19 protein-coding genes and 1 pseudogene are annotated in these 19,225 nt (G+C 62.3%); 10 read left to right on the forward strand and 10 right to left on the reverse strand.

Annotated features, from left to right (window positions below; all coding sequences use genetic code 11):
* The 3 genes from D1Y85_RS28095 to D1Y85_RS15780 form a co-directional block, all read right to left on the reverse strand.
* Positions 1 to 163: c-type cytochrome (locus D1Y85_RS28095; protein ID WP_148089151.1), on the reverse strand; the 163-nt coding region annotated here is incomplete at its 3' end.
* 439 nt (positions 164 to 602) lie between these two features.
* Positions 603 to 1,865, reverse strand: coding sequence for an acyl-CoA dehydrogenase family protein (locus tag D1Y85_RS15775; protein ID WP_124152014.1), 1,263 nt, complete (start codon positions 1,863 to 1,865; stop codon positions 603 to 605).
* A 71-nt stretch (positions 1,866 to 1,936) separates the two neighbouring features.
* A complete protein-coding gene (locus tag D1Y85_RS15780) occupies positions 1,937 to 2,632 on the reverse strand; it encodes a Crp/Fnr family transcriptional regulator (RefSeq protein ID WP_124152015.1) in 696 nt (231 codons plus the stop codon).
* 287 nt (positions 2,633 to 2,919) lie between these two features.
* On the opposite strand from D1Y85_RS15780, the gene D1Y85_RS15785 reads away from it, so the two are divergent.
* The 5 genes from D1Y85_RS15785 to D1Y85_RS15805 are packed head-to-tail and all read left to right on the forward strand — an operon-like array spanning position 2,920 to position 5,324.
* Entirely contained in the window at positions 2,920 to 3,303 is a 384-nt protein-coding gene (locus D1Y85_RS15785; RefSeq protein ID WP_124152016.1) for a putative zinc-binding protein, read from the forward strand.
* 32 nt (positions 3,304 to 3,335) lie between these two features.
* Positions 3,336 to 3,605: a 2-oxoacid:acceptor oxidoreductase family protein gene (locus D1Y85_RS15790; protein WP_124152017.1), complete on the forward strand. Its 270-nt coding sequence runs from the start codon at positions 3,336 to 3,338 to the stop codon at positions 3,603 to 3,605.
* 12 nt (positions 3,606 to 3,617) lie between these two features.
* The gene (locus tag D1Y85_RS15795) at positions 3,618 to 4,157 is read left to right on the forward strand and encodes a ferritin-like domain-containing protein (protein WP_124152018.1); all 540 of its coding nucleotides are present in this window, start codon (positions 3,618 to 3,620) and stop codon (positions 4,155 to 4,157) included.
* A gap of 25 nt (positions 4,158 to 4,182) precedes the next feature.
* The gene (locus D1Y85_RS15800; protein ID WP_124152019.1) at positions 4,183 to 4,395 is read left to right on the forward strand and encodes a YfhL family 4Fe-4S dicluster ferredoxin; all 213 of its coding nucleotides are present in this window, start codon (positions 4,183 to 4,185) and stop codon (positions 4,393 to 4,395) included.
* Positions 4,392 to 5,324: a flavin reductase family protein gene (locus D1Y85_RS15805; RefSeq protein ID WP_124152020.1), complete on the forward strand. Its 933-nt coding sequence runs from the start codon at positions 4,392 to 4,394 to the stop codon at positions 5,322 to 5,324. The genes D1Y85_RS15800 and D1Y85_RS15805 overlap by 4 nt, the downstream gene beginning before the upstream one ends.
* 141 nt (positions 5,325 to 5,465) lie before the next feature.
* On the opposite strand, the gene D1Y85_RS15810 is transcribed toward D1Y85_RS15805, so the two are convergent.
* The gene (locus tag D1Y85_RS15810; protein ID WP_124152021.1) at positions 5,466 to 6,611 is read right to left on the reverse strand and encodes an amidohydrolase family protein; all 1,146 of its coding nucleotides are present in this window, start codon (positions 6,609 to 6,611) and stop codon (positions 5,466 to 5,468) included.
* 287 nt (positions 6,612 to 6,898) lie between these two features.
* On the opposite strand from D1Y85_RS15810, the gene D1Y85_RS15815 reads away from it, so the two are divergent.
* From D1Y85_RS15815 to D1Y85_RS28100, 3 genes and pseudogenes are all read left to right on the forward strand, one after another.
* Positions 6,899 to 7,093 carry a hypothetical protein gene (locus D1Y85_RS15815; RefSeq protein ID WP_124152022.1) on the forward strand — a complete coding sequence of 65 codons (195 nt, stop codon included), beginning with the start codon at positions 6,899 to 6,901 and terminating at the stop codon, positions 7,091 to 7,093.
* Positions 7,094 to 7,505: 412 nt separating this feature from the next.
* The gene (locus tag D1Y85_RS15820; protein WP_124152023.1) at positions 7,506 to 8,642 is read left to right on the forward strand and encodes an amidohydrolase family protein; all 1,137 of its coding nucleotides are present in this window, start codon (positions 7,506 to 7,508) and stop codon (positions 8,640 to 8,642) included.
* A 362-nt stretch (positions 8,643 to 9,004) separates the two neighbouring features.
* Positions 9,005 to 9,440 (forward strand): annotated as a pseudogene (locus D1Y85_RS28100) (IS1634 family transposase); the annotation flags it as partial.
* Here the strand turns inward: D1Y85_RS28100 and D1Y85_RS15825 are convergent.
* The 5 genes from D1Y85_RS15825 to D1Y85_RS15845 all read right to left on the reverse strand — a co-directional run bounded on the left by D1Y85_RS15825 (position 9,431) and on the right by D1Y85_RS15845 (position 13,296).
* Positions 9,431 to 9,643 (reverse strand): YfhL family 4Fe-4S dicluster ferredoxin, encoded by a 213-nt coding sequence (locus D1Y85_RS15825; RefSeq protein WP_124152024.1) that lies wholly within the window; start codon positions 9,641 to 9,643, stop codon positions 9,431 to 9,433. The pseudogene D1Y85_RS28100 and the gene D1Y85_RS15825 overlap by 10 nt on opposite strands.
* Before the next feature lie 24 nt (positions 9,644 to 9,667).
* Positions 9,668 to 10,198 (reverse strand): ferritin-like domain-containing protein, encoded by a 531-nt coding sequence (locus tag D1Y85_RS15830; RefSeq protein ID WP_124152025.1) that lies wholly within the window; start codon positions 10,196 to 10,198, stop codon positions 9,668 to 9,670.
* Between the two features lie 2 nt (positions 10,199 to 10,200).
* Positions 10,201 to 11,055 (reverse strand): 2-oxoacid:ferredoxin oxidoreductase subunit beta, encoded by an 855-nt coding sequence (locus tag D1Y85_RS15835; protein WP_221410298.1) that lies wholly within the window; start codon positions 11,053 to 11,055, stop codon positions 10,201 to 10,203.
* Positions 11,052 to 12,785 (reverse strand): 2-oxoacid:acceptor oxidoreductase subunit alpha, encoded by a 1,734-nt coding sequence (locus tag D1Y85_RS15840; protein ID WP_124152026.1) that lies wholly within the window; start codon positions 12,783 to 12,785, stop codon positions 11,052 to 11,054. Before D1Y85_RS15840 ends, D1Y85_RS15835 begins: the two co-directional genes overlap by 4 nt.
* Positions 12,786 to 12,888: 103 nt before the next feature.
* Positions 12,889 to 13,296: a putative zinc-binding protein gene (locus tag D1Y85_RS15845; RefSeq protein WP_124152027.1), complete on the reverse strand. Its 408-nt coding sequence runs from the start codon at positions 13,294 to 13,296 to the stop codon at positions 12,889 to 12,891.
* Positions 13,297 to 13,519: 223 nt separating this feature from the next.
* Here D1Y85_RS15845 and D1Y85_RS15850 point away from each other — a divergent pair, with 223 nt between their 5' ends.
* Entirely contained in the window at positions 13,520 to 14,689 is a 1,170-nt protein-coding gene (locus D1Y85_RS15850) for an amidohydrolase family protein (RefSeq protein WP_124152028.1), read from the forward strand.
* A gap of 769 nt (positions 14,690 to 15,458) precedes the next feature.
* Positions 15,459 to 17,507 (forward strand): carboxypeptidase regulatory-like domain-containing protein, encoded by a 2,049-nt coding sequence (locus D1Y85_RS15855; protein ID WP_124152029.1) that lies wholly within the window; start codon positions 15,459 to 15,461, stop codon positions 17,505 to 17,507.
* A 600-nt stretch (positions 17,508 to 18,107) separates the two neighbouring features.
* Here the strand turns inward: D1Y85_RS15855 and nrdD are convergent.
* The coding region (gene nrdD / locus D1Y85_RS27630; protein WP_246024936.1) for an anaerobic ribonucleoside-triphosphate reductase at positions 18,108 to 19,225 on the reverse strand (1,118 nt) is incomplete at its 5' end.

The raw sequence follows: 19,225 nt of genomic DNA on the forward strand, positions 1-19,225 counted from the left end.
AGCGTTGCGCAATGTCGTGGAACGACGGTCCCACGCCTACACCATCAACACTGTGGCAGGCTGTACATCCTTTCGCTTTGGCGAGTTGCTCCCCGGTCTGTGCAAAAGCTGCACATGAAAAAGCGATAGAGAAAATCAACGCGCTTGCACTTCGTACCTTCATTTCCGTCTCCGTGAGATAGGGTTTGCTGCAACCAGCGGCCTGTTTTACCGAGGAGTTGCACCTGGGAAATTGGGCCGTCCGGATTCAGTCCGTCGCTTTGCAAGTATCCGATATCGTGCGGCGCTGGAAGTTGCAGCGCGGGCCTTCAAAGCAGAACACGGATGTTTCCGATGTCCTGTGATTGGTGTCAATGAGTGGTCCTCGGCCGTGTATTGCAGACAAGGAGTCGGCGTCAAACCGGCAGGCCCGGCAGGAGTCCAATCCAGTGAGGCTCGACGCGACGCGTCGGGTGCCGGGCTGAACGGAAAGGGATGGGCAGTCATACTGCCTACCAGGTTTTTCGACATGGATGTGGGTAATTACAAGCGTCGCCTGACGCTTACCATCGGTTGAATGCATTCGACGAGCACCGCAACGTTCACGTCCGGGTCAAGCGGATTCATCGCGCGACCTCGGGCGCTAGCCGGTAGTACGGGGCGGTTGAGCCGCGCTGACGTTTGGCCTTGCCCAGTTCGTCTTGCGCCAGCACGCGCAGATGCACCTCGTCAGGGCCGTCGAAGAAGCGCATCGCGCGGCCCCAGGTGAACAGGAATGCCAGCGGCGTGTCCGGTGTCAGGCCCATCGCGCCGAAGACCTGGATTGCACGGTCCAGCACGCGCTGTTGCAGTTGCGCGGCCACCAGCTTGATCGCAGAGACGTCCACCCGTGCGGCCTGGTTGCCGTGGCGGTCCATGCGCCAAGCCGCGCGCAGTGCCAGCAGGCGTGCCTGGTCGATCTCGACGCGCGAGTGGCCGATCCAGTCCTTCACGTTCGAGTAATCGCTGAGATATTTGCCAAAGGTGCGGCGCTCGAGCGCACGTTCGCAGAGCATCTCCAGCGCTAGCTCGCACTGGCCAATGGTGCGCATGCAGTGGTGTACCCGGCCCGGTCCCAAGCGCGCCTGCGCCAGCGCGAAGCCCTGGCCTTCCTGGCCCAACAGATGGCTGGCCGGCACGCGCACGTTACGCAGCAGCAGTTCGCAATGTTCTTCGGGAGAGTGGTGGCCCAGGATGGTCACATTGCGCAAAACGCTCAGGCCGGGCGTGTCCATCGGCACGATCACCATCGAGTGGCGGTTGTGCGGGGCAGTGCAGGACGATTCGTCGCTCACGCCCATCACGATGGCAAACCGGCAGTGCGGATGGATCGCGCCGGTGGCAAACCATTTGCGGCCATTGATCACGACCTCGTCGCCGTCGCGGCGCACCGAAGTGCGCATATTGGTGGCGTCCGACGAGGCCACGTCGGGTTCGGTCATCGCGAAACACGAGCGGATGCTGCCGTCCAGCAGCGGCTCGAGCCAGCGCTCGCGCTGTTCGTGCGTGGCGAACAGGTGTAGCAGTTCCATGTTGCCGGTGTCCGGGGCACTGCAGTTGAATACCTCGCTGGACCAGTGGATGCGTCCCATCATTTCGGCTAGCGGAGCATAGTCCAGGTTGGTCAGCCCGGTGCCGGGTTCGTGTGCACGCAGACCAGGCAAGAACAGGTTCCACAGCCCGGCCTCGCGCGCCAGCAACTTCAGCGGCTCGATCACCGCCGTGGGGTACAGGCCCCGCTCGGCCACCCGGTGCCAGCCGGTATCGGCTGGCAGCACATGGCGGTCGATGAATTTGCGCAACGTGTCCAGGATCGCAAGGCAGTCGGGGCTGTAGTCGAAGTCCATGCGTGTCTCAGTGAAATGTCGTCGCGCGTAGCAATACTGCACGAGGGCCAACAGTCCGTTATTGAGGAACCTCAAACGAAGGCGTCCGTGTGCGCGGCAAGACGCTTGCTGTTGAGGATGCGGATCTCGCGCTTGTTCACCTCGATCAGTCCGGCATTCACCAGCCCATGCAGCACGCGTGAGAAGTATTCGGGCGTCACCGACAGCCGCGATGCCACCGTGGCCTTGCTCGCCGGCAACGCCACCGAGAAGCTCGGCGGCGGTGGATCGGCCGCGCCACCGAGAAGGAAGCCGATCACTCGCTGCGTGCCAGTGTGCAGCGCGTAAGACTGCACGTCGCGCACTAGCCCGTGCAGGCGGCGCGAGATGCCCGCCAGCATGCGTAACGCGAAGCGGCCATCACGTTCGATCTCGTGTTGCACCGCCTGCTTGTCCACGGTGAGCAGCAGGCTGCACGTGAGCGCCTGGGCGTTGATGATGTAGCGCTGACCAGTGAACATCAGTGCCTCGGCAAAGCTCTGGCCCGGCCCGACCAGCTCGATGACCTTTTCGCCGCCCTGCGGCGACAGCCCGAATAGCTTGACCTGCCCCGTCACCACCACGTGGAACTCGTTGCACGGCTCGCCTACGCGGAACACCGTATCGCCACGGCCCAGCCGGCGCAGCCGGCAGCCGCGCGCCAGCCGCTCCAGCTCCGGTGGGGTCATCTCCAAAAACAGCGGCAACACCGAGAGGTACCGCGGCACGTCGAAGTCGCGTGCTTCCATTAACGTCTCCTGCACCGGTCCATGCGCCGGTCAATTCAATACAGCTTAAGGCACTCCCCCGGGTGTTCCTTGACGCAGCTCAAGTAATCCGCATTGAGGTATCTCAATTGTATTATCGCTTTTTCCAAATGGGACATATCGCGTTCTTGAACGAAATTAAGTACACCATCGCCGGGCCGGTCGATGATGACTGCACGTCCTGCGCAATCGTGCGGCGCGGCCTGATAGACCTGGGCCACGGTTGCTGAGGGCGCCCGTTTCGACCACTCATGCTAAGGAGCCTCGCAATGAACGCCCCCCAGAAAACCGACAAATCGTTTCCCTTGGTCTATTCGTGTTCCGGCTGTTCCAGTGCCGCGCAGACAGCCAACAAGGTCGCCATCGTGCTGGACCGCGAGCACGTGGCCGAGATGTCATGCATCGCCGGTGTGGGTGGGGATGTGCCCAAGCTGGTGAAGGTGGCCAAGTCGGGCCGGCCTATCATCGGCATCGACGGCTGTGCGCTGGCCTGCGTGAAAAACGTGCTTAGGCGCCACGGCGTGGAGCCCGCGGTGTGGCACGAGCTTTCGCAGTACGAAGTCGAAAAGATCTATGGCCAGGACTACGACCCCGAGAACGTGGCCAAGGTTACGGCCATCGTCAAGGAGTCCTTGTCGGTACTGGACTGTTGAGCCCGTTCCTCACGAAGCCAGGAAGCAGCACGATGACATCTCCTTCGGTTTCGTTCATCGACACCGGCAGCGGTGGCGCCGGCGCGATCTCCACCGGCACGATGCTGCTCGAAGCCGCCGGACGCGCCGGCTGTTACGGTTGCATGACACGCTCGGTGGGCGCGCAGATCTGCAGCGGCGAGGTCGCGGCGATGGTGCGCCTCGGCACCACACCGCAGGACACGCATGCATCGGCCTTTGATCTGCTGGTGGCGCTGGATTTCAAGAACCTGAGGCGTTACGCCGCCAAGGCGACTCAATGAGGAATTCGAACGATGACATCCTTTCATGCATTTCTGGTGGACAGCGCCGGGCGCTCGCTGCGCTCACTGTTCGCGTACGCGCGCGACATGGAGCGCGCCACTGCCGAGCGCTACACGCAACTGGCCGACATGCTGAGCGCCCACCACAATGACCAGGTGGCCGCCCTGTTCAAGCGTCTGGCCGACATTGAGTGGGTGCATGTCTACGAGGTCAGCGCGCTCTGCGTGGACATGGGTGTTCCGGAGGACGTGGTGCAGTCGCGTCCGACCGATCGCCTGCGCGGCGCCGAACTGCCTGATCCCGGCGAACTGCACTATCTCACCACCCCTTACCAGGCCATCGAACTGGCCTACCGCGGCGAGCAGCGCGCCGCGCTGTTCTATGAGGACGTGGCCCGCACCACACCCGACGCCGAGGTGCGCGAACTGGCCCAGCGCTTTGCGGAGGAGGAGCGCAGGCACATGCGCGAGCTGGATGTCTGGCGCAGCCGCTACCCGCCGCCCGCAGCCGATTGGGACGACGACCCTGATCCGGCCAACGAACCCGAATGACCCCAACTTCCAAGGAGCCCACATCATGGCCCTGATGATCCTCGATATCTGCAGCCGCTGCGACGCCTGTCTGTCGGAGTGCCCCAACGAAGCCATCACCGCCGGGCGGCCCTACACAATCGACCCGTCCCGCTGCAGCGAGTGCGTGGGCTTCTTCGACACCCCGCAGTGCCAAGACATGTGTCCCGTGATGGGCTGTATCGTGCCCGATCCCCACCACCCGCGGGTGGCCGCATGAATGCCCGTATCGAACAGATGCGCGATCTGGCCGGCTGTCTCGCGCAGGGCGTGGTGCTGGCCACTACGCGCGATAACGCCGGGCGCGAGCTGGGCCAGATCGTTACCGGGCTGTCGGTGGTCTCGCTGGATCCGCCGATAGTGATGTGGAGCACGCAAGGACAGTTGTCCGGTGCGTCAGGTCTGTCGCCCGGGCACCCGCTGGTACTGAACCTTCTGGCGCAGAACCAGGCGTGGTTGCTGGGCTTGTTCAATCAGGCCCGGGCCCAGCGGCTGGACAACATAGGGCGAGGCCCCGGTCCAGACGGCATGCCCGAGATCGAAGGCTGCACGGCCTGGCTGGGTTGTCGCGTCTTAACGCATCACGATGGCGAGGACCACACCGTGGTGATCGTCGAAGTGCAGACGATCACGGTAACCGACCAGCCCCCGCTGGGCCTCGCCAGCGACAGCGTGTTGACAACCGGCACGGCCGGCGATCAGTTCGCCGAGGCGTTGGGTCCGGCCAGCCTGAGCCATCTGCTGGCCCGCGCCTACTACCAGTTGCGCCTCGGTTACCTGCCCGAACTGGCTCGCCAGGGGCTGAGTGAGGCGCAGTATTTTCTGATGGGCGCGGCCGCGCTGAACCCCGGTAGCCCGGCGGAGCGCCTTGAGCGGCTGGTGGCCGTATCGGGCCACAAGGTGGGCAGCAGCGACTGGCAGCGGCTGGCCCGCCACGGGCTGCTGGAAATGCAGGGCGAACGCGCCGGCGCTGTGCCGGCACTTACCGATGCTGGCCACGCCGTGCTGATGCGAATGGCCGCGGTATCCAGTCTCAACGAGGCGCGTGCCACCGCCGACTTCGATACCTCGCGCGTGCAATGGCTCAAGGAGCAGCTTATGGAGCTGATTCACGGCACCCGCAGCCATTGGCAGGCGCCTGACTTCTGATATCTTGCTGCCCGCAGCGCCGGCGCATCTCCGGGGTTGGGTCCCGGTGGGTGCGCCGTTTTCTGCAGCAGACCAGATCAGCCTGCCGAAGATAATTGAAAAGGCCGGGATCGCAGCACGGTCCAGGCCCCTGTCATACGCTCAGGCCGTCAGCTTCAGGAACTGTTCCTTCTCGGCTCGGGCCTTCACCGGATCCAGGTGGTACAGTCGCGCCGCAGTACCGCCCACAATCAGATCCTTCTCGCGCTGCGAGATCTCGATGCCGTCGAACAGGCCGTTCAGGATCGAACGGGTGTTGGGGTAGCAGCCCTCGGCGTGAGGGTAATCATCCGACCAGATCACGCAGTCAAGCCCGGTGAGGTGGCGCGTGCGGATGCAGCCGCGCTCGCGATGCGTGGTGGCGATGACGTGTTCGTACAGCGTTTCACTCGGCAGGCGCTTGAGCTTGGGATACGTATACGCATGATGGCCGAGGTAGACCTCATCCAGCCGCTCGCCCATCCACAGCAGCCAGTCGGCGCCCGATTCGCAGTTCACCAGCCTGAGCCTGGGGTGGCGGTCGAACACGCCGCTTACCACCAACGAGGCGATCGACTCCTGCGCGATCAGCCCGAGGGTGAAGTAGTTCATGCAGGCCGCGCCGGCGGCGCGGTAGCGGATCGGTCGCGTGCTGGTGCCCGAGTGCATCGTCAGCGGCGTGCCGCTGTCCTTGGCCAACGCCCACAGCGGATCCCACGCAGTGTCGATGTAGTTCGGCGCGCCCTCGGGCGCCTCGATCGATACCATCACCGAGCGGTAGCCCAGGTCCAGTACACGCCGGAACTCCTGCACCGCCGCCTCGGGACTATAGGCCGGCAGCATCGCATTGGGCACGAAGGTATGCGGCATGGCCTTGAAGTGATCGATGCACCAGTCGTTGAAGATCTGCATGTGCGCGAGGCACGGTCCTGGCTCCAGCGCGCCGGCAAAGCCCAGCAGGCCCGAGAAGATGATCGATGAATCCACGCCGGCATCGGCCATCTGCTTCAGGCGAAAGCCGATGTCGCGTCCGCCGGGCATCTTGCCGGCACGCTTGGTCTCCACATCGACCTCGGAGCGGCTGATGTCGCCGTCCTTGCGGTCGAGCTTCATGTGGTAGATCACGTTGTCGCCAGCACAATAGGCGACGTAACCGTCGGAGCGCTTGACGTTTAGGGCGCTACTGCGGTACCGCTCGGGCAGGTGCTTGGAGACCAGGTCGTCCGGTTCAATGACGTGGGCGTCGTGGGTGAATACGAAGCTGTACATGGTGTCTCTCGTGTGGATAGGCCGCGGCAGCGGCAGGTGGGACGTTTGTGTGGAAGGCCGCCACGCGGGCGCCCTGGCCTGTTTAACGGCTGCGATCAGGTTAGTCACCGGGCGCGGCTTTTTCCTTGAACTGCGTAACGAATGCGGACGATTACCACGCAGGGACACAGGCGCCACGTGCGGCCCGGCACGGGACTCGTCCGCAGTGACAATGGCGAGACTGCCCACGACTGCGGCCGGCGGTTGCGCTCGCGGCCTGCCGTTCCCATGTCCCGGAAAGATTCCCCGTGCAATTCGACCCGTCCCTGTCGGCCGTCGTCGGCGGCGCCTGGGAGGCCGGCATGGGCACGTACCTCAGCCGGTCGATCGAGGCGTACTACGACAACGTGATCGTGAGGCGGTTCGCGCGTGCCGGGTCGATCATCAGGAAGTACGGTTTAAAGAAGGGCAAGCTCGATGCTTTCGCACTGCTAAACCGCTAGCGTGCGAGTTGCGTGACCGCAGTCGATCTGTTCAAGGACGAGATCTTTCCACCGGAAGTCCAGCACATTGACGTACCCCACGGCGGTTAAGCGCAAGGGTGTTGTCGCCGTCGGTGATGCGCAGGTCCAGCACGCTGGAATTCATCAGACGATTTTTGGTGTGAATTTGTTAATAAAGGTAACTTTATTGCGGTGTATGAGAGATCATCAATCAGGGGTGGTTACAGTGGCGCGATACAAAATAAGGCGTAAATAACGGATATCAACGGATTAAAAATAACCTGACATCAAATCGCCGCGCTCTTGATCTAGCTCAATTCACGTCGATACAGGTACCTTTATAGTTGGCCTCAGCTGCAGCCGTATCGCGCACTGCCGCACCCCCATCAGAACCAGACTGCGAGGAGAGTCCATGAAGCCTTTCGTTTTTAGCTGTGATGCCCACATCGTTGAACCGCTGGACCTGTTCACCGCTGGTATGCCCGAACACCTGAAGCAATGGGCGCCGAACGCCTGCATGGACGACAACGGCATGCGTTTGAATCGCCTGGGCGAGACAGTGCTGTTCAAGATCCCGGGCAACTTCCACACTCACCGTGTGGGCGAGGCCGATGACCTGGATACCCGCCGCCTGGGCGCACGCGATCTCAAGAAGCGCCTCGTCGATATGAACCGCGACGGTGTGGATGCCGAGTTGTGCTTCCCCAGTCTGGGTTTGCTGGTGTGCCGCATCACCGACGCCGAGGCGGTGCGCACAGCCAGTCGCGTGTACAACGACTGGGCTTGGGACTACCTCGACGGCCTGCGCAACAAGCTGGTGCCAACTGCGCTGATTCCCACCGTCAATATGGAGGACGCGTTGGCTGAGCTGGAGTACGTGATCCAGAAGGGGTACCGTGCTGTCACACTGCCGATCTCCAACGTCGATAGTATGCCTAAGTACAATGATCCGGCGTGGGATCCGTTTGTCGCTCGCTGCGCGCAGGCCGGCATTCCGCTGTGCTTCCACACCGGCGTGGGTCAGGTTACCTTGCGCGCGCTGAAGGGCCCGGGCGGCGCGCTATACAATTACACCCGTCAGATGAATGACGCGGTGGACGTGATCGCGCAGATGGTGGGCGGCGGCGTGCTGGACCGCCACCCGAGCGCACACATCCTGTTCGCCGAATGCGGTGCGGGCTGGCTGTATGGGCTGGCCGAGCGAATGGACGAGGTCTACTACGGTCATGCCCCGGCCATTAGCCCGAAGCTCTCGCGCAAGCCCAGCGACATAGTGCGCGCCCAGGTGCATTGCGCGGTGCAGAACGACACTGGCGCGTTCTCCACGATCCAGGGTTTGACCACCGAGAACTTCCTTTTCGCCACCGACTACCCCCACAGCGAGGGCACCTTCCCGCGCTCCATGCAGGTCGTCGAGCAGGCGCGCGCTGCCAATCCGGGGCTGACCGAAGAACAATGGGCGGCGGTGCTGGGCGGCAATGCATCGAGACTGTTCGGTATCACCCGCGAAGCGGTGGAGAGGGAAACCGCTGCGGCCGTGGCGGCTTGACGTTTGCATGCCGGTCGGGTGGGTACGGCTTTTCGAGGCCACCCGACCCGACCGGCCCGCCCGAGCCACCATGTCTGGGCGGCAATAGCGGGGCGGCCGGTCGATATTCTGCGCGGTCGATGGACGTTTCGGAAATGGCCGGACGCGTGGTGTCGCAAGCACGCGCGCAAGCATCAACGAGCGCGCATCGGCGCCGGCTTCGAGGGTGTACTCGGGGTGGGTTCAGAACTGTGTGACGAGCTAACTACATCGCTACAACGATGACGCCACAAACTAGTTAGACTAATTAGCATCCCGATGTAACTATACCATTGCCAATTTCGCCTCGCCTTTTGCCGAAACGGATGCTTTGATTCGTGTTCGTGTACATCGAACACGTTCCCAGTCGCGACTTGACGCCCGCTATCCTGCTGCGCGAATCCTATCGCGATAGCGGCAAGGTCAAAAAACGAACTCTGGCCAATCTCTCGTCGCTACCCGCCGAGGTTATCGAAGGACTGAAGGTACTGCCGCGCGGCGGCGTCACTGTGCCACCGGTTGATGAGGCGTTAGTGATCGAGCGCAGCCTGCCACATCGGTATGTGGCAGCAGTGCTGGGCGCAGCGCGTTGCCTGCGGAGCAGAGCAGTAGTTTGCGTCCGCACCAGCCGCACTGCGCGAGGTGCTTATGGCGCTGCTGGTGGGGCGAGCGGTATAGCCTGCTTCGAAGCCCGCCACCCATCGCATCTTGCGGCACGAGACGCGACCCACTCGTTGTCGCAAGCTGGGCACCAGCCGCGTATCCGCTCCTCAAGCCGCTGCGCGTGGATGCGCCGGATCGGGCACGATGCAGCCGCGGATTGGGCACATCTCCACGCACTGTGGCTCGTCAAAAAAGCCTACGCACTCGGAGCACTTGGCCGGGTCGATCACATAGGGCTTGCCCTTCGTGATCGCTTGGTTGGGGCACTCGGACAAGCAGGCGTCGCAGGCACTGCAATTGGTTTGGATCATCAGGGCCATGTTGTATCTCCTTTCGAATAGTATTCACTCTAGTTCGACGACCGGGTCGGGATCCTCGTCCCACCCATCTTCGACTTGTGGGTAGCGTGCCAGCCAGCGATCGAGTTCGCGGACGTGGGAGCGTTCCTCGTCGGCGAGCCGATACGCCGCCGCGCGTACATCGACTCGCTCCGTATGGCGGGCCAGCTCGTCGTAGAACTGCACGGCGCGCTGCTCGAATTGGCGTGCCAACTCAAGCGCCTGGCGTGGCCGATGCAGGTAATGCATGTCCTCGAAGTCGGCCACCTCAGCGCCGGCCAGCCCGAGGCCAATCACTGCGCTGGGCGCAGAAATGACGACTCGGGACTCGCGCGCAGCGGTCTCGACAGAAGTCGAGTGCATCGCCTCGATGCACTCGAGCCGGCGGAAAAGTTGGGCCACCTCGGGGTTGCCGTGCTGTACCATTATTTTGGTCAACTGTGCATAGCGCCGCGCCGCTTCCTGCTCCATCGCGCAGGCGTAAGCAAACAGGTCTTCCAGCGAGCGGCCGACGAGGGCTTGGATGTTCGTGTCCATGCTCACAGGACAAACTCCCGGTCCAGCGCTGCCACCGGCAACGCGTCGCCGCGGGGCGCAGCGCCGAAAACCTTGCGCTCGGTGCGGTACAGCGCTCGCCCGACTGAAAACCCATCGTCACCCATCAGTTCGCGTGCGGCGCTGCGCAGGTCGGTCGGTCCCTCGGGTAAAAGGCGCACCAACTTCTTCCACTGGCGCTGCTCAGGGCGAAAGGTCGGGCACGGACTCAGCACCTGCACCACGGAAAAGCCCGGGTGGCGGATCGCTTCGACAAGGGTTTGCGCCAGGTTGGCCGGTTCACCACTGAAGCAACGCGCGATGAAGGTAGCACCGGCGGCCAGCGCGATCACGAGCGGCTGGAACGGATTAACGCCGGTGCCCTCCGGCGTCAGCTCACTGCCGGTCCAGTCGGGCGCGGTGGTCGGTGATGCCTGGCCCTTGGTCATGCCGTAAACTTGGTTGTCCATGATGATGTAGGTGAGGTCAACGTTGCGTCGACACGCGTGCAGGAAGTGGTTGCCGCCGATGGAGAAACCGTCTCCGTCGCCGCCGGCCACCAACACCGTCAGCTCTGGCCGCGCCAACTTCAAGCCCGTGGCCAACGGCAATGCGCGGCCGTGTACGCCATGAAAGCCATAGACGCTGGTGTAGGCCGGGATGCGCGACGAGCAGCCGATACCGGACACCATCGCCACCTGCTCGCGCGGCAACTGCAGATGCGCGAGCGCATGGGTCAGCGCATCGAGCACCGAGTAGTCGCCGCATCCAGGGCACCAGATCGGCTTAACGTCGGACCGGTACATATCAGGGCCCGTTGACGCTGCTGCCGGGCACAGGGGTTCTGCCATGTCCATCATGCGATCTCCTCGAGCAGGCGCTGCGTAATCTCCGCTGGCCGCAGCGGCAGTGGGCCGGGGCGGCGCAGCGAGGCCACCTCGGGCGGCAACACGTAGTGCGCGCGTAAGTAGTGGAGGAACTGCGCGCCGTGACTTTGCTCGACCACGAGCGCACGCTTCACACCGGCCAGTGCTTTGGCCATCTCTTCGGGCCGCGGTGGCCACAACAACCGCAGGCTGAGCATCCGAGCACGTCCGTGGTTCGAGCGCAGCCGCTCGACGGCTTCGCGCGCTACACCTGTGCACGATCCCCAAGTAATCAGCGCCAATTCGCCGTCGCCCTCCACGTCAGCCCAAGCGGCGCCGTAATCGTGGTCGGTGAGCTTACGCAGGCGCTTGTCGAGCTGTTGGGTGTGGTCGTCGGCCTGCGATGACGGTAACGCAGCGGTGTTGTGCTCCAGACCATCAGCTGTGTACTGGCAGCCTTTCATACCGGGTAGCGCCATTGGGGAGACGCCAGAGGGTGTGTTCGCGTGGCGCTCGTAGCGTGCGCCTCGCGCGGCCACTACGTCGGCGTCAGCCAGCAGACGGCGTGTGGCAAAGTCGATCGTCGGCGGCGGGTCGATCACTGCCTGGGTCTGACCCAGCAACTGGTCCGACAGCACCAGTGCTGGGCTTTGCAGCGTCTCCGCGAGGTGCACAGCCCACTGCGTCGTGAACAAGCAGTCGGCCACCGAATTCGGCGCCAGGACGATATGCGGTGCGTCGCCATGCAGGCCGTACAGCGCAATGTTCAGGTCGGCTTGCTCGGACTTGGCAGGGATGCCGGTGGATGGTCCGCCACGCATCACGTCCACCACTACCACCGGAGTCTCCGACGCCACCGACAACCCGATGGACTCGGTCATTAATGACAGCCCGGGACCGGAGGTGGCAGTCATCGCCGGAACGCCACCGTACGAGGCACCGATGATCTGGTTGATCGCCGCAAGTTCATCCTCGACCTGCACGAGCTGACCGCCGATCTGCTCCAGCGCCGGCGCCATCCACTCCAGCACTTCGGTGGCTGGAGTGATTGGATAAGCGGCCACGAAGCGTACGCCGCCGCGGACGGCGCCCAGGCCGGTGGCCTGGTTGCCGCTGATGCGCCAGCGACTGCTGCTGCATGCGGCAGGTCGTGGTGGCAGCGTCAGCACTGGCAAGGCCGCCGCTGCTGCGCGGCCAGATTGCATCGCATGCAGGCTGGCCTCCAGCGCGCGCGTACCCTTGACGGCAATCGCGCGCTCAATTACCGCGTGCAGGACCTCGATTGGCAGGCCGATGATCTCGGCCACCAACCCAAATGCAACCATGTTGGGTCGCCCGCCAGGCACCGTCTGCGCTAGCTCGCGGAATCTCACGCCTGCCAGCGCGGCACCGCTCGCTCGTAGTTCCGCAGGAGCATCGCCTAGTTCCGAATCGCCGACCAGCAGGCTACCTGGACCGAGCGGCATCTCGGCGGCATAACGGGCGAGGTTCTGCCAGTCCAGCGCAACCAGGAGGTCGAAGCCGTCAGCCACGCCGCGCACCGGCCGCGTTGCCAGGTGCAGCATCGCCACCGCCTCGCCGCCGCGGATCTGCGCGCCCACCGAGCGTGTCATCTGGCCGTACCAACCAGCGCGACCAGCGGCCTCCAGCAGAAGGCTGCCAGTCGTGATGACGCCGCTGCCACCGCTGCCCGCGATGGCTATCGCAATTGAAGTTTTTTCCAAATGCCCTCCCTTCGAAGATGTTTCATGCGGTATCCGCGCCTGGCGGGCGCGCGACGCGGCCCACCCCTGCACGTACTGCGCGGTTCGACGCACTTTCGTTGAGTCAGGCCGCCGCCGGAGGCACGGTCTTGATCACCTCGGCCAGCACGACCTCGGCCTGCGCCGGATCGAAGTCAGCCTGGTAGACCTTCTGTACTTCGTACTCCGACAGTTCGTGCCACGCCACCGGCTCGACGCCGTGTTTGGCCAGCGAGTTTTTCACGCACGCCAGCGCGCAACCGTCGATGCCGACAATCGGTCGGCCCGATTTGGCGACCTTCACCAGCTTCGGTACGCCGCCGCCGACGCCGGCAATGCACGACATCTCTGCCAGGTTGCGACGGTCGAGTTGAATAGCCACGTAGTTGGCCATTTGCGCCGCGCTTGAGCAGCCCGAGCACGAGTACACCAGCGGCAGCTTGGAACGATCCACCGGAGTGCTGGTTACGGCGGCGGTTGAGGTGTCATTCATGAATGTCTCCTGGAAGATTTATGGATTGGCAGCCTAGCGGACCGGCATCGAGGGCGGGCTCGACTGTACAGGCACCTCTATTAAGTGCCTGCGCTGGTAATAAATCCTTGACGCAGCTTAAGGATGCACAATAGAGGTATCTCTTATCGTTTGGGTAGCGATGCACTGGAGTCCCTGCAAGACAGCGAACTGATGCATCGCGGCGTAGGCCGGCCGCCGAGAAGTGGCCGCCGGCTCTACGGATCAACCCCATTGGAGCGAGGAGTCAAATATGGTCTACCGCATCATTTCGAGCGACAGTCACGCCGACGCGCCGCGCGAGGTCTACATCGAAAGCGTGGCATCAAAGTTCCACGACGGCATCCCGCATGTCGCCAAGGGCGACGATGGCAAGAACTATCTGTGGGTCCGCGGCCAGAAGGTGCTGACGATGGAGCACCTGAGGGAAGGCCGCGAAGGTGGCCCGTGGCAGCAGGTGCGCGAGTTCGACATGAACGACGCCGATGGATGGAAGCCGTCTCGCCGCCTGGAGCACATGGACCGCGACCAAACGGTGGCCGAGGTGATCCAGGGCGGCGCCACGTGGGCGCTGTTCGACCCGGACCCCGAGCTGCAGCTCGCCGTCTGCAAGGTGTGGAACGATTGGGCGATGGATGTATATAAGCCCTACAGCTCACGTATCCAGCCTTCGGCGACTCTGCCGATAAAGGACATTGGTGCCGCCTGCAAGGAGGTGCAGCGTTTGGCCGCGATGGGCTACACGAACTTGCAGATGCCGATCTATCCGATCGAAATGCCCTATCGCAAACGCGAGTACGACCCGCTGTGGGCTGTGCTTCAGGACACCGGTATGACAGTGAACCTCCACATCCGTAGCGGCACACGCAAGAGCACGCCGTTCTCGGCTGGCCGCGTGCACAATTACTGCGTGGATTGTACCGACGGCATCATCACCGCGTCCGAGCTGTGCTCGACCGGCGTGCTCGAGCGCTTCCCCGGGCTGAAGTTTGTCTTCCTGGAAGTCGGCGGCGGCTGGGCAGCCTGGCTGATGCACACGATGGATGGCATCTACAACGCGCACCCCGAGACTTCGATCACGCTGAAGAAAAGGCCTAGCGAGTACTTCAAGCAGAGCATTTTCTGCTCGATCATGATGGACTCGGTGGCGATGAAAACGATCGACACCTTGCCCGCGGACAACCTCGTGTTCTCCACCGACTACCCGCACCCTGAAGGCACCTGGCCCGAATCGCAACGCCGGGTTGGCCTGCAGGTGGCGGGCTGGAAAGACGAGGATATCGAGAAGTTCACCCACAAGAACGCCGAACGGCTGTACGGTTTCCCGGCCGAGACACCGTCGACCGCGGAACTGCTCAACGCCGTCGCGCGTTGACCGATATCGCCTTGCCGTAAGAGGGCTCTTTGTAAACCCGCTTTTTCGGGCGCCCAGCATAGGCGCGATCTTGGACGTGCAAGTCCATCCTGGATTGACCAAAGCTGGCGAATACCCGGTCCCGTATGTACATAAGGGGCTATAGACGGCGATCTGGTTCCTATCAAATGTGGTGGGAATCAGATTCGACCGTGAGAAAGACGGTGGCTATCTGGTGCCTGGATGACCTTGAACGTGCGAATAGCCTCGCCACCGATCGACTGGCTTATCGGCATCCACGCCATGCTGAAGGCGAGCAAGTAGCCGCATGTGCGGCCGCTGGAATTCAGTTAGGTATCCCCACGCAGGGAGGGGTGACGGGTTCGGCCGGTTGCGCGCGCCACGTTCCACCGAGCTGACGTAGTTCGGATGCCGGTAGACCGGTCGCGCCACTTTTTCCTGCGCCTATTCTTTCGACTTGCGGATTCGACACATGCTGGCCGTGAACAGGAACTTGGCCTGCCGAGAGTCTCCACGGGGCCACTTTCTTAAAGCCACACGCTTTGAATTTGGTTTGGATCATGGGCGTTGAATTTAGGTCGGAATATAGTCGCGCGAAACAAAGCGTAAGTGTCTTTATCGGGAATTCCTTCGGGGGAGCTAAATGGTTTTTCCCTATCGGCCGAACCAGAATTGGCTATGCGACACAGTGATTGCAGCTCCCTCGGGAATACGTGCAATACCTTCTGCAAATTAATCCATAAGCAGTTAATTTAAGGACCTAAATAAAATGAATCAGAAGAAGGAATCACTGCGCAATATTCAAACGGGGCTGAAACTCACGGTGGCAGGTGCGTTTGCGCTGTCGCTGCTTGCCGCATGCGGCGGCGGTAGTAGTTCGGGATCACCGACCGCTTCCGCGCCCACGCCTTCGAGCATCGGCGGTACGGTGGCTGTCGGTAACGCGCTCGCGGGCGCAAATGTCACGCTGATCGACGCGACCGGCAAGAGCACCACGACGACCAGCGACGTGAGCGGCAGCTATTCGATTCCGCTCGCAGGATTGACCGCACCGTTTCTGCTAGTCGCGACCGATCCGAGTGGCGTGAGTGCACCAATGTATTCCGTGACGGCCAGCGTGCCGACCGGCTCCAGCGCCCCCGCAGTGGCGAACATCACGCCGCTGACCACGGCGGTCGCCGCAGAACTGACCAGCGACGGCAACCCGATGGACCTGACCAACCCGTCGACGCTGACCACACAGGTCACACCTGCGAATGTCAGCGGCGCTGTTTCGACACTCAATGGGATCCTCGCGCCAGTTCTCGCTGCCAATAACGTGACGGGCGCTTTCGATCCGATCAGCACCCCCTTTACGCCGAACCAGACCGGCCCCGATGCCGTGATTGACTCGGTGGTGGTGGCGCCGTCCGCATCCGGTGGTCTGCAACTGTCAAGCGTTTCGGATCCGACCACGACCGTATCGCTGAACTCGGCCACAACCTCGACGACGACGCTCGCTGCCCCGCCTTCCGACATCGCGCCGGATTATCTGGCGACCCTGCTGTCGCAACTCTCGTCGTGCTTCGCTGGCACGACCACGGCCTGCTCGTCGGCAATCGACGCGAATTATCTGGAGAATGGCTACAGCAGCGCGAACGAAAATTCGGCGACGGCCGCGTTCGAGGCGTTTCACCCCGGTATTAGTGCAACCGGTGCGACGATCACCGGAGCCAAGACGCTCGCGTACTGGCCAGCAGGGCAGAGCCCGTTGTTGCCGAACATCACGAATCCAAGCGCACTGGTGCGGCTCTATTTCACGAGCGCCAGCGGCCAGAACAATTTCGCCGTGACGGTCGTGCAGCAGACGCAGGCAGCGACCCCAACGAGCCCTGCCGTGTGGGACGTGATCGGGAATCAGGAAGCTTATGACGTGACAATCACGTCGTTCCTCGCGCAGCGTCAGTTCCTTGATACGGCGGATGCCAACGGCAACCGTTACGAGTCGGGCCTGAACATCAGCATCGCGACACACGCGAATTGGGTCAATCAGCCGAACGTCAATGCGGTCAATGTGACCGGGCCGGGCCTGCCGGACGGCGGTGTATGGCTTGAGCAGCGCAGTGGAACGGGTAACAACACTCTGGCGCTGAGCAGCGCGGCAGTGACGGCGGCTCCGACATCGCCGGTGGTGAGCAGCTCGAATACGTCGCTCTACCGCTGGTCGTGGCAGGCCATGCCGGGTGTCACCACATTCACGTTTGCGCCGAAGGCCAACAACAATGGCTATTACCCGATGACGCCACTGACGGCGCAGACGCTGCCCGCAGCGAATAGCGTCTATACCGCGACGGGCTACGACGTGAATGGCGCGGTCGTTGGCTCCGCGACGATCATCAACTCGACGACACCAATGTTATCGAATGCCGCCGCAGGCGTGCCGTGGCAGACGTTTGGCAGTGACGTGCTGGCCAACTTCACAAATCCGTCGGGTTCGCTGGCGGATGCTCAGGCAAGCGTAAACGTCGACTGGTCGGGTCTTGTCAACGGGCAGAATATCGCTCCGCTCGTGAGCGGCGTGCAGATTCAGGCGGGTTCGGATACGTCGTCGCCCACTCCGGCCGAGGTTGATGGCTGGTGGAAGACTTCGGCGCCGACAGTGCAAGCGGGGGGCCAATACAGCGCAACGGTGACGGCAGGCGTGGATCAAAGCGGTGCGCAAACCTGTTCGCCGGCTTGTACGTTCCCGGCGCTGACGACGGGTGTCTCACGGCTTCTCCAGCTTAACTGGAATGCGGATGGCGTGAACTACTACAACTTCGCTAAGTACAACGACTGAGTCCGAACCAGGCCGGTGCCTCTTTGGCCGGCCGGTTTTCGGACTAGCCGGTCTTCACGGTGGCGCGTGCCTTGTTGCACGCGCCATTGTGTTATTTGAAGCCGCGATTCGAAAGGAAAACTCATCTTAATAGTAACGTTGTGTGTCGTGTTCCGGCGGAAAACCGGGGCTCAGGGCGCCGTGAAGGAGCGCTGGGCCCCGTCGGATACGGCTTTTCATATGCGCCGTCGGCGGATTTTGTCTGCATTCCCGCGCAATATGGCTTCGGACGTGTACACCACGACTAAGCGAATCAGCGATTCGCACTAAGGCTTAGCGGAAGAGGGCCGTATTCGGGAATCTGGCGTCCATTCTTTCGCGAGGCAGCGTGGCCGATGTGTCCGGAAGAACGATGGAAGGCCAGGTTGGCTTTGTTCGCATGGGGCAGGTCACGTTCCGGGTAGCCGCTGGATATCGGATCGCGCTGCGCGTTGGAGCGCCCGCAGGGTCCGAATGGAAATCAGAAAGAAAGAGCACACGACAGAAAGCCCCGCCCGCGCTGTGGCGAAAGGGGCTTTCCTGGTTGTGTAAAGCAGCGTGTTGTCGTGAAGAGCGGAGCCGTTATGCAGCTTTACGGTGGTAGTGCCGCAGTTTCTCTTCAAAGCGGCGCGGCTGGCTAAAACTGGACACCCGCTTCAGATAGCCGATGATGCGCGTTGCGAAGTCGACATTGCGGCTGCCGCAGTGCTCGCACTCGTGGCGAGTCTTCTTGTCGATATGACCGCAATCGTTACAGATCGTGGTCCTCACGTTGACACACCAATAGTTGCAGCCCGTACGAGCGGCGACGCCGAACAGCTTCAAATACCCCGCTTCGGTGAGTCGTTCATCCAGATTCAGATGCAGCGCCGAGCCGCCGTCGAGGTACTGGATGACCTCCTTGCCATGCAACTGGAACTTGTCGAGTGCGTTGGTCTCGAGATCCTCGACCACATAGAAGTACGAGTTGTAGCAGTCACGAGTCACCTTGTAGCCCGCCGCCCTATCCCAATTCGCGTTCTTCGGACCCAGATTTTCAGCCGGAACGAACTCGGTATTGAAGCGGTGGCCAAACTCGGCATGCGCTGCCCGGTTCAGGTCGTAAATCACCTTGAGCTGTTTTTGCACAAAGCCGATGTATGCCTCATTGGGGCCGATTTCCAGCCCGAGGGACTCAGCAGCTTCCACCATGCCATTGATGCCGATGGTCAGATACTGCTTGTCCATCGAAATAAAACCGGCGTCGTAGACAGGCAGCATGCCAGCCGCCTGATATTTCTGCATCAGCTTGAGATGCGCCAACTGATAGCGCTGGATCTTGCGAATTTCGGTCGCCAGCTCGCGCTTGTCCTGCACCAGCCGGTTCATGTTCAGCGTGATGACGTTGAGCGACCCGGTAGAGACACCACCGGCACCCAGCGTGTAGCTGAATTCCGTATCCGTGAATTCGTTGCGCAGCCGGCAACAACTGGCCAGGCTATCCGCCGATTCGCTCATGTAGACGAAGAAGCTATTGCCCTCGCTCATCGAACGCGCGCAGTCTCGAGCGAACGTTTGATCCACCGGTTGACCGTCTTTCACCAGCATGGCGGCCGTGACGACCGGGAAGGTGAGCACAGCTTTCGTGCGTTCCTGATTGAACCAGTCCATGAAGAACCGTTGCAGACCGCTGATGCTTTCCCATTGCGGCGCGCTCATAT

The organism is Paraburkholderia dinghuensis, assembly GCF_003837865.1.
GTDB lineage: Bacteria > Pseudomonadota > Gammaproteobacteria > Burkholderiales > Burkholderiaceae > Paraburkholderia > Paraburkholderia dinghuensis.

Excerpts from the sequence above, each read along its gene's own strand:
- D1Y85_RS15775 (WP_124152014.1), bottom strand. The coding sequence starts at position 1,865 with ATGGACTTCGACTACAGCCCCGACTGCCTTGCGATCCTGGACACGTTG.
- D1Y85_RS15780 (WP_124152015.1), bottom strand. The coding sequence starts at position 2,632 with ATGGAAGCACGCGACTTCGACGTGCCGCGGTACCTCTCGGTGTTGCCG.
- D1Y85_RS15785 (WP_124152016.1), top strand. The coding sequence starts at position 2,920 with ATGAACGCCCCCCAGAAAACCGACAAATCGTTTCCCTTGGTCTATTCG.
- D1Y85_RS15790 (WP_124152017.1), top strand. The coding sequence starts at position 3,336 with ATGACATCTCCTTCGGTTTCGTTCATCGACACCGGCAGCGGTGGCGCC.
- D1Y85_RS15795 (WP_124152018.1), top strand. The coding sequence starts at position 3,618 with ATGACATCCTTTCATGCATTTCTGGTGGACAGCGCCGGGCGCTCGCTG.
- D1Y85_RS15800 (WP_124152019.1), top strand. The coding sequence starts at position 4,183 with ATGGCCCTGATGATCCTCGATATCTGCAGCCGCTGCGACGCCTGTCTG.
- D1Y85_RS15805 (WP_124152020.1), top strand. The coding sequence starts at position 4,392 with ATGAATGCCCGTATCGAACAGATGCGCGATCTGGCCGGCTGTCTCGCG.
- D1Y85_RS15810 (WP_124152021.1), bottom strand. The coding sequence starts at position 6,611 with ATGTACAGCTTCGTATTCACCCACGACGCCCACGTCATTGAACCGGAC.
- D1Y85_RS15820 (WP_124152023.1), top strand. The coding sequence starts at position 7,506 with ATGAAGCCTTTCGTTTTTAGCTGTGATGCCCACATCGTTGAACCGCTG.
- D1Y85_RS15825 (WP_124152024.1), bottom strand. The coding sequence starts at position 9,643 with ATGGCCCTGATGATCCAAACCAATTGCAGTGCCTGCGACGCCTGCTTG.
- D1Y85_RS15830 (WP_124152025.1), bottom strand. The coding sequence starts at position 10,198 with ATGGACACGAACATCCAAGCCCTCGTCGGCCGCTCGCTGGAAGACCTG.
- D1Y85_RS15835 (WP_221410298.1), bottom strand. The coding sequence starts at position 11,055 with ATGATGGACATGGCAGAACCCCTGTGCCCGGCAGCAGCGTCAACGGGC.
- D1Y85_RS15845 (WP_124152027.1), bottom strand. The coding sequence starts at position 13,296 with ATGAATGACACCTCAACCGCCGCCGTAACCAGCACTCCGGTGGATCGT.
- D1Y85_RS15855 (WP_124152029.1), top strand. The coding sequence starts at position 15,459 with ATGAATCAGAAGAAGGAATCACTGCGCAATATTCAAACGGGGCTGAAA.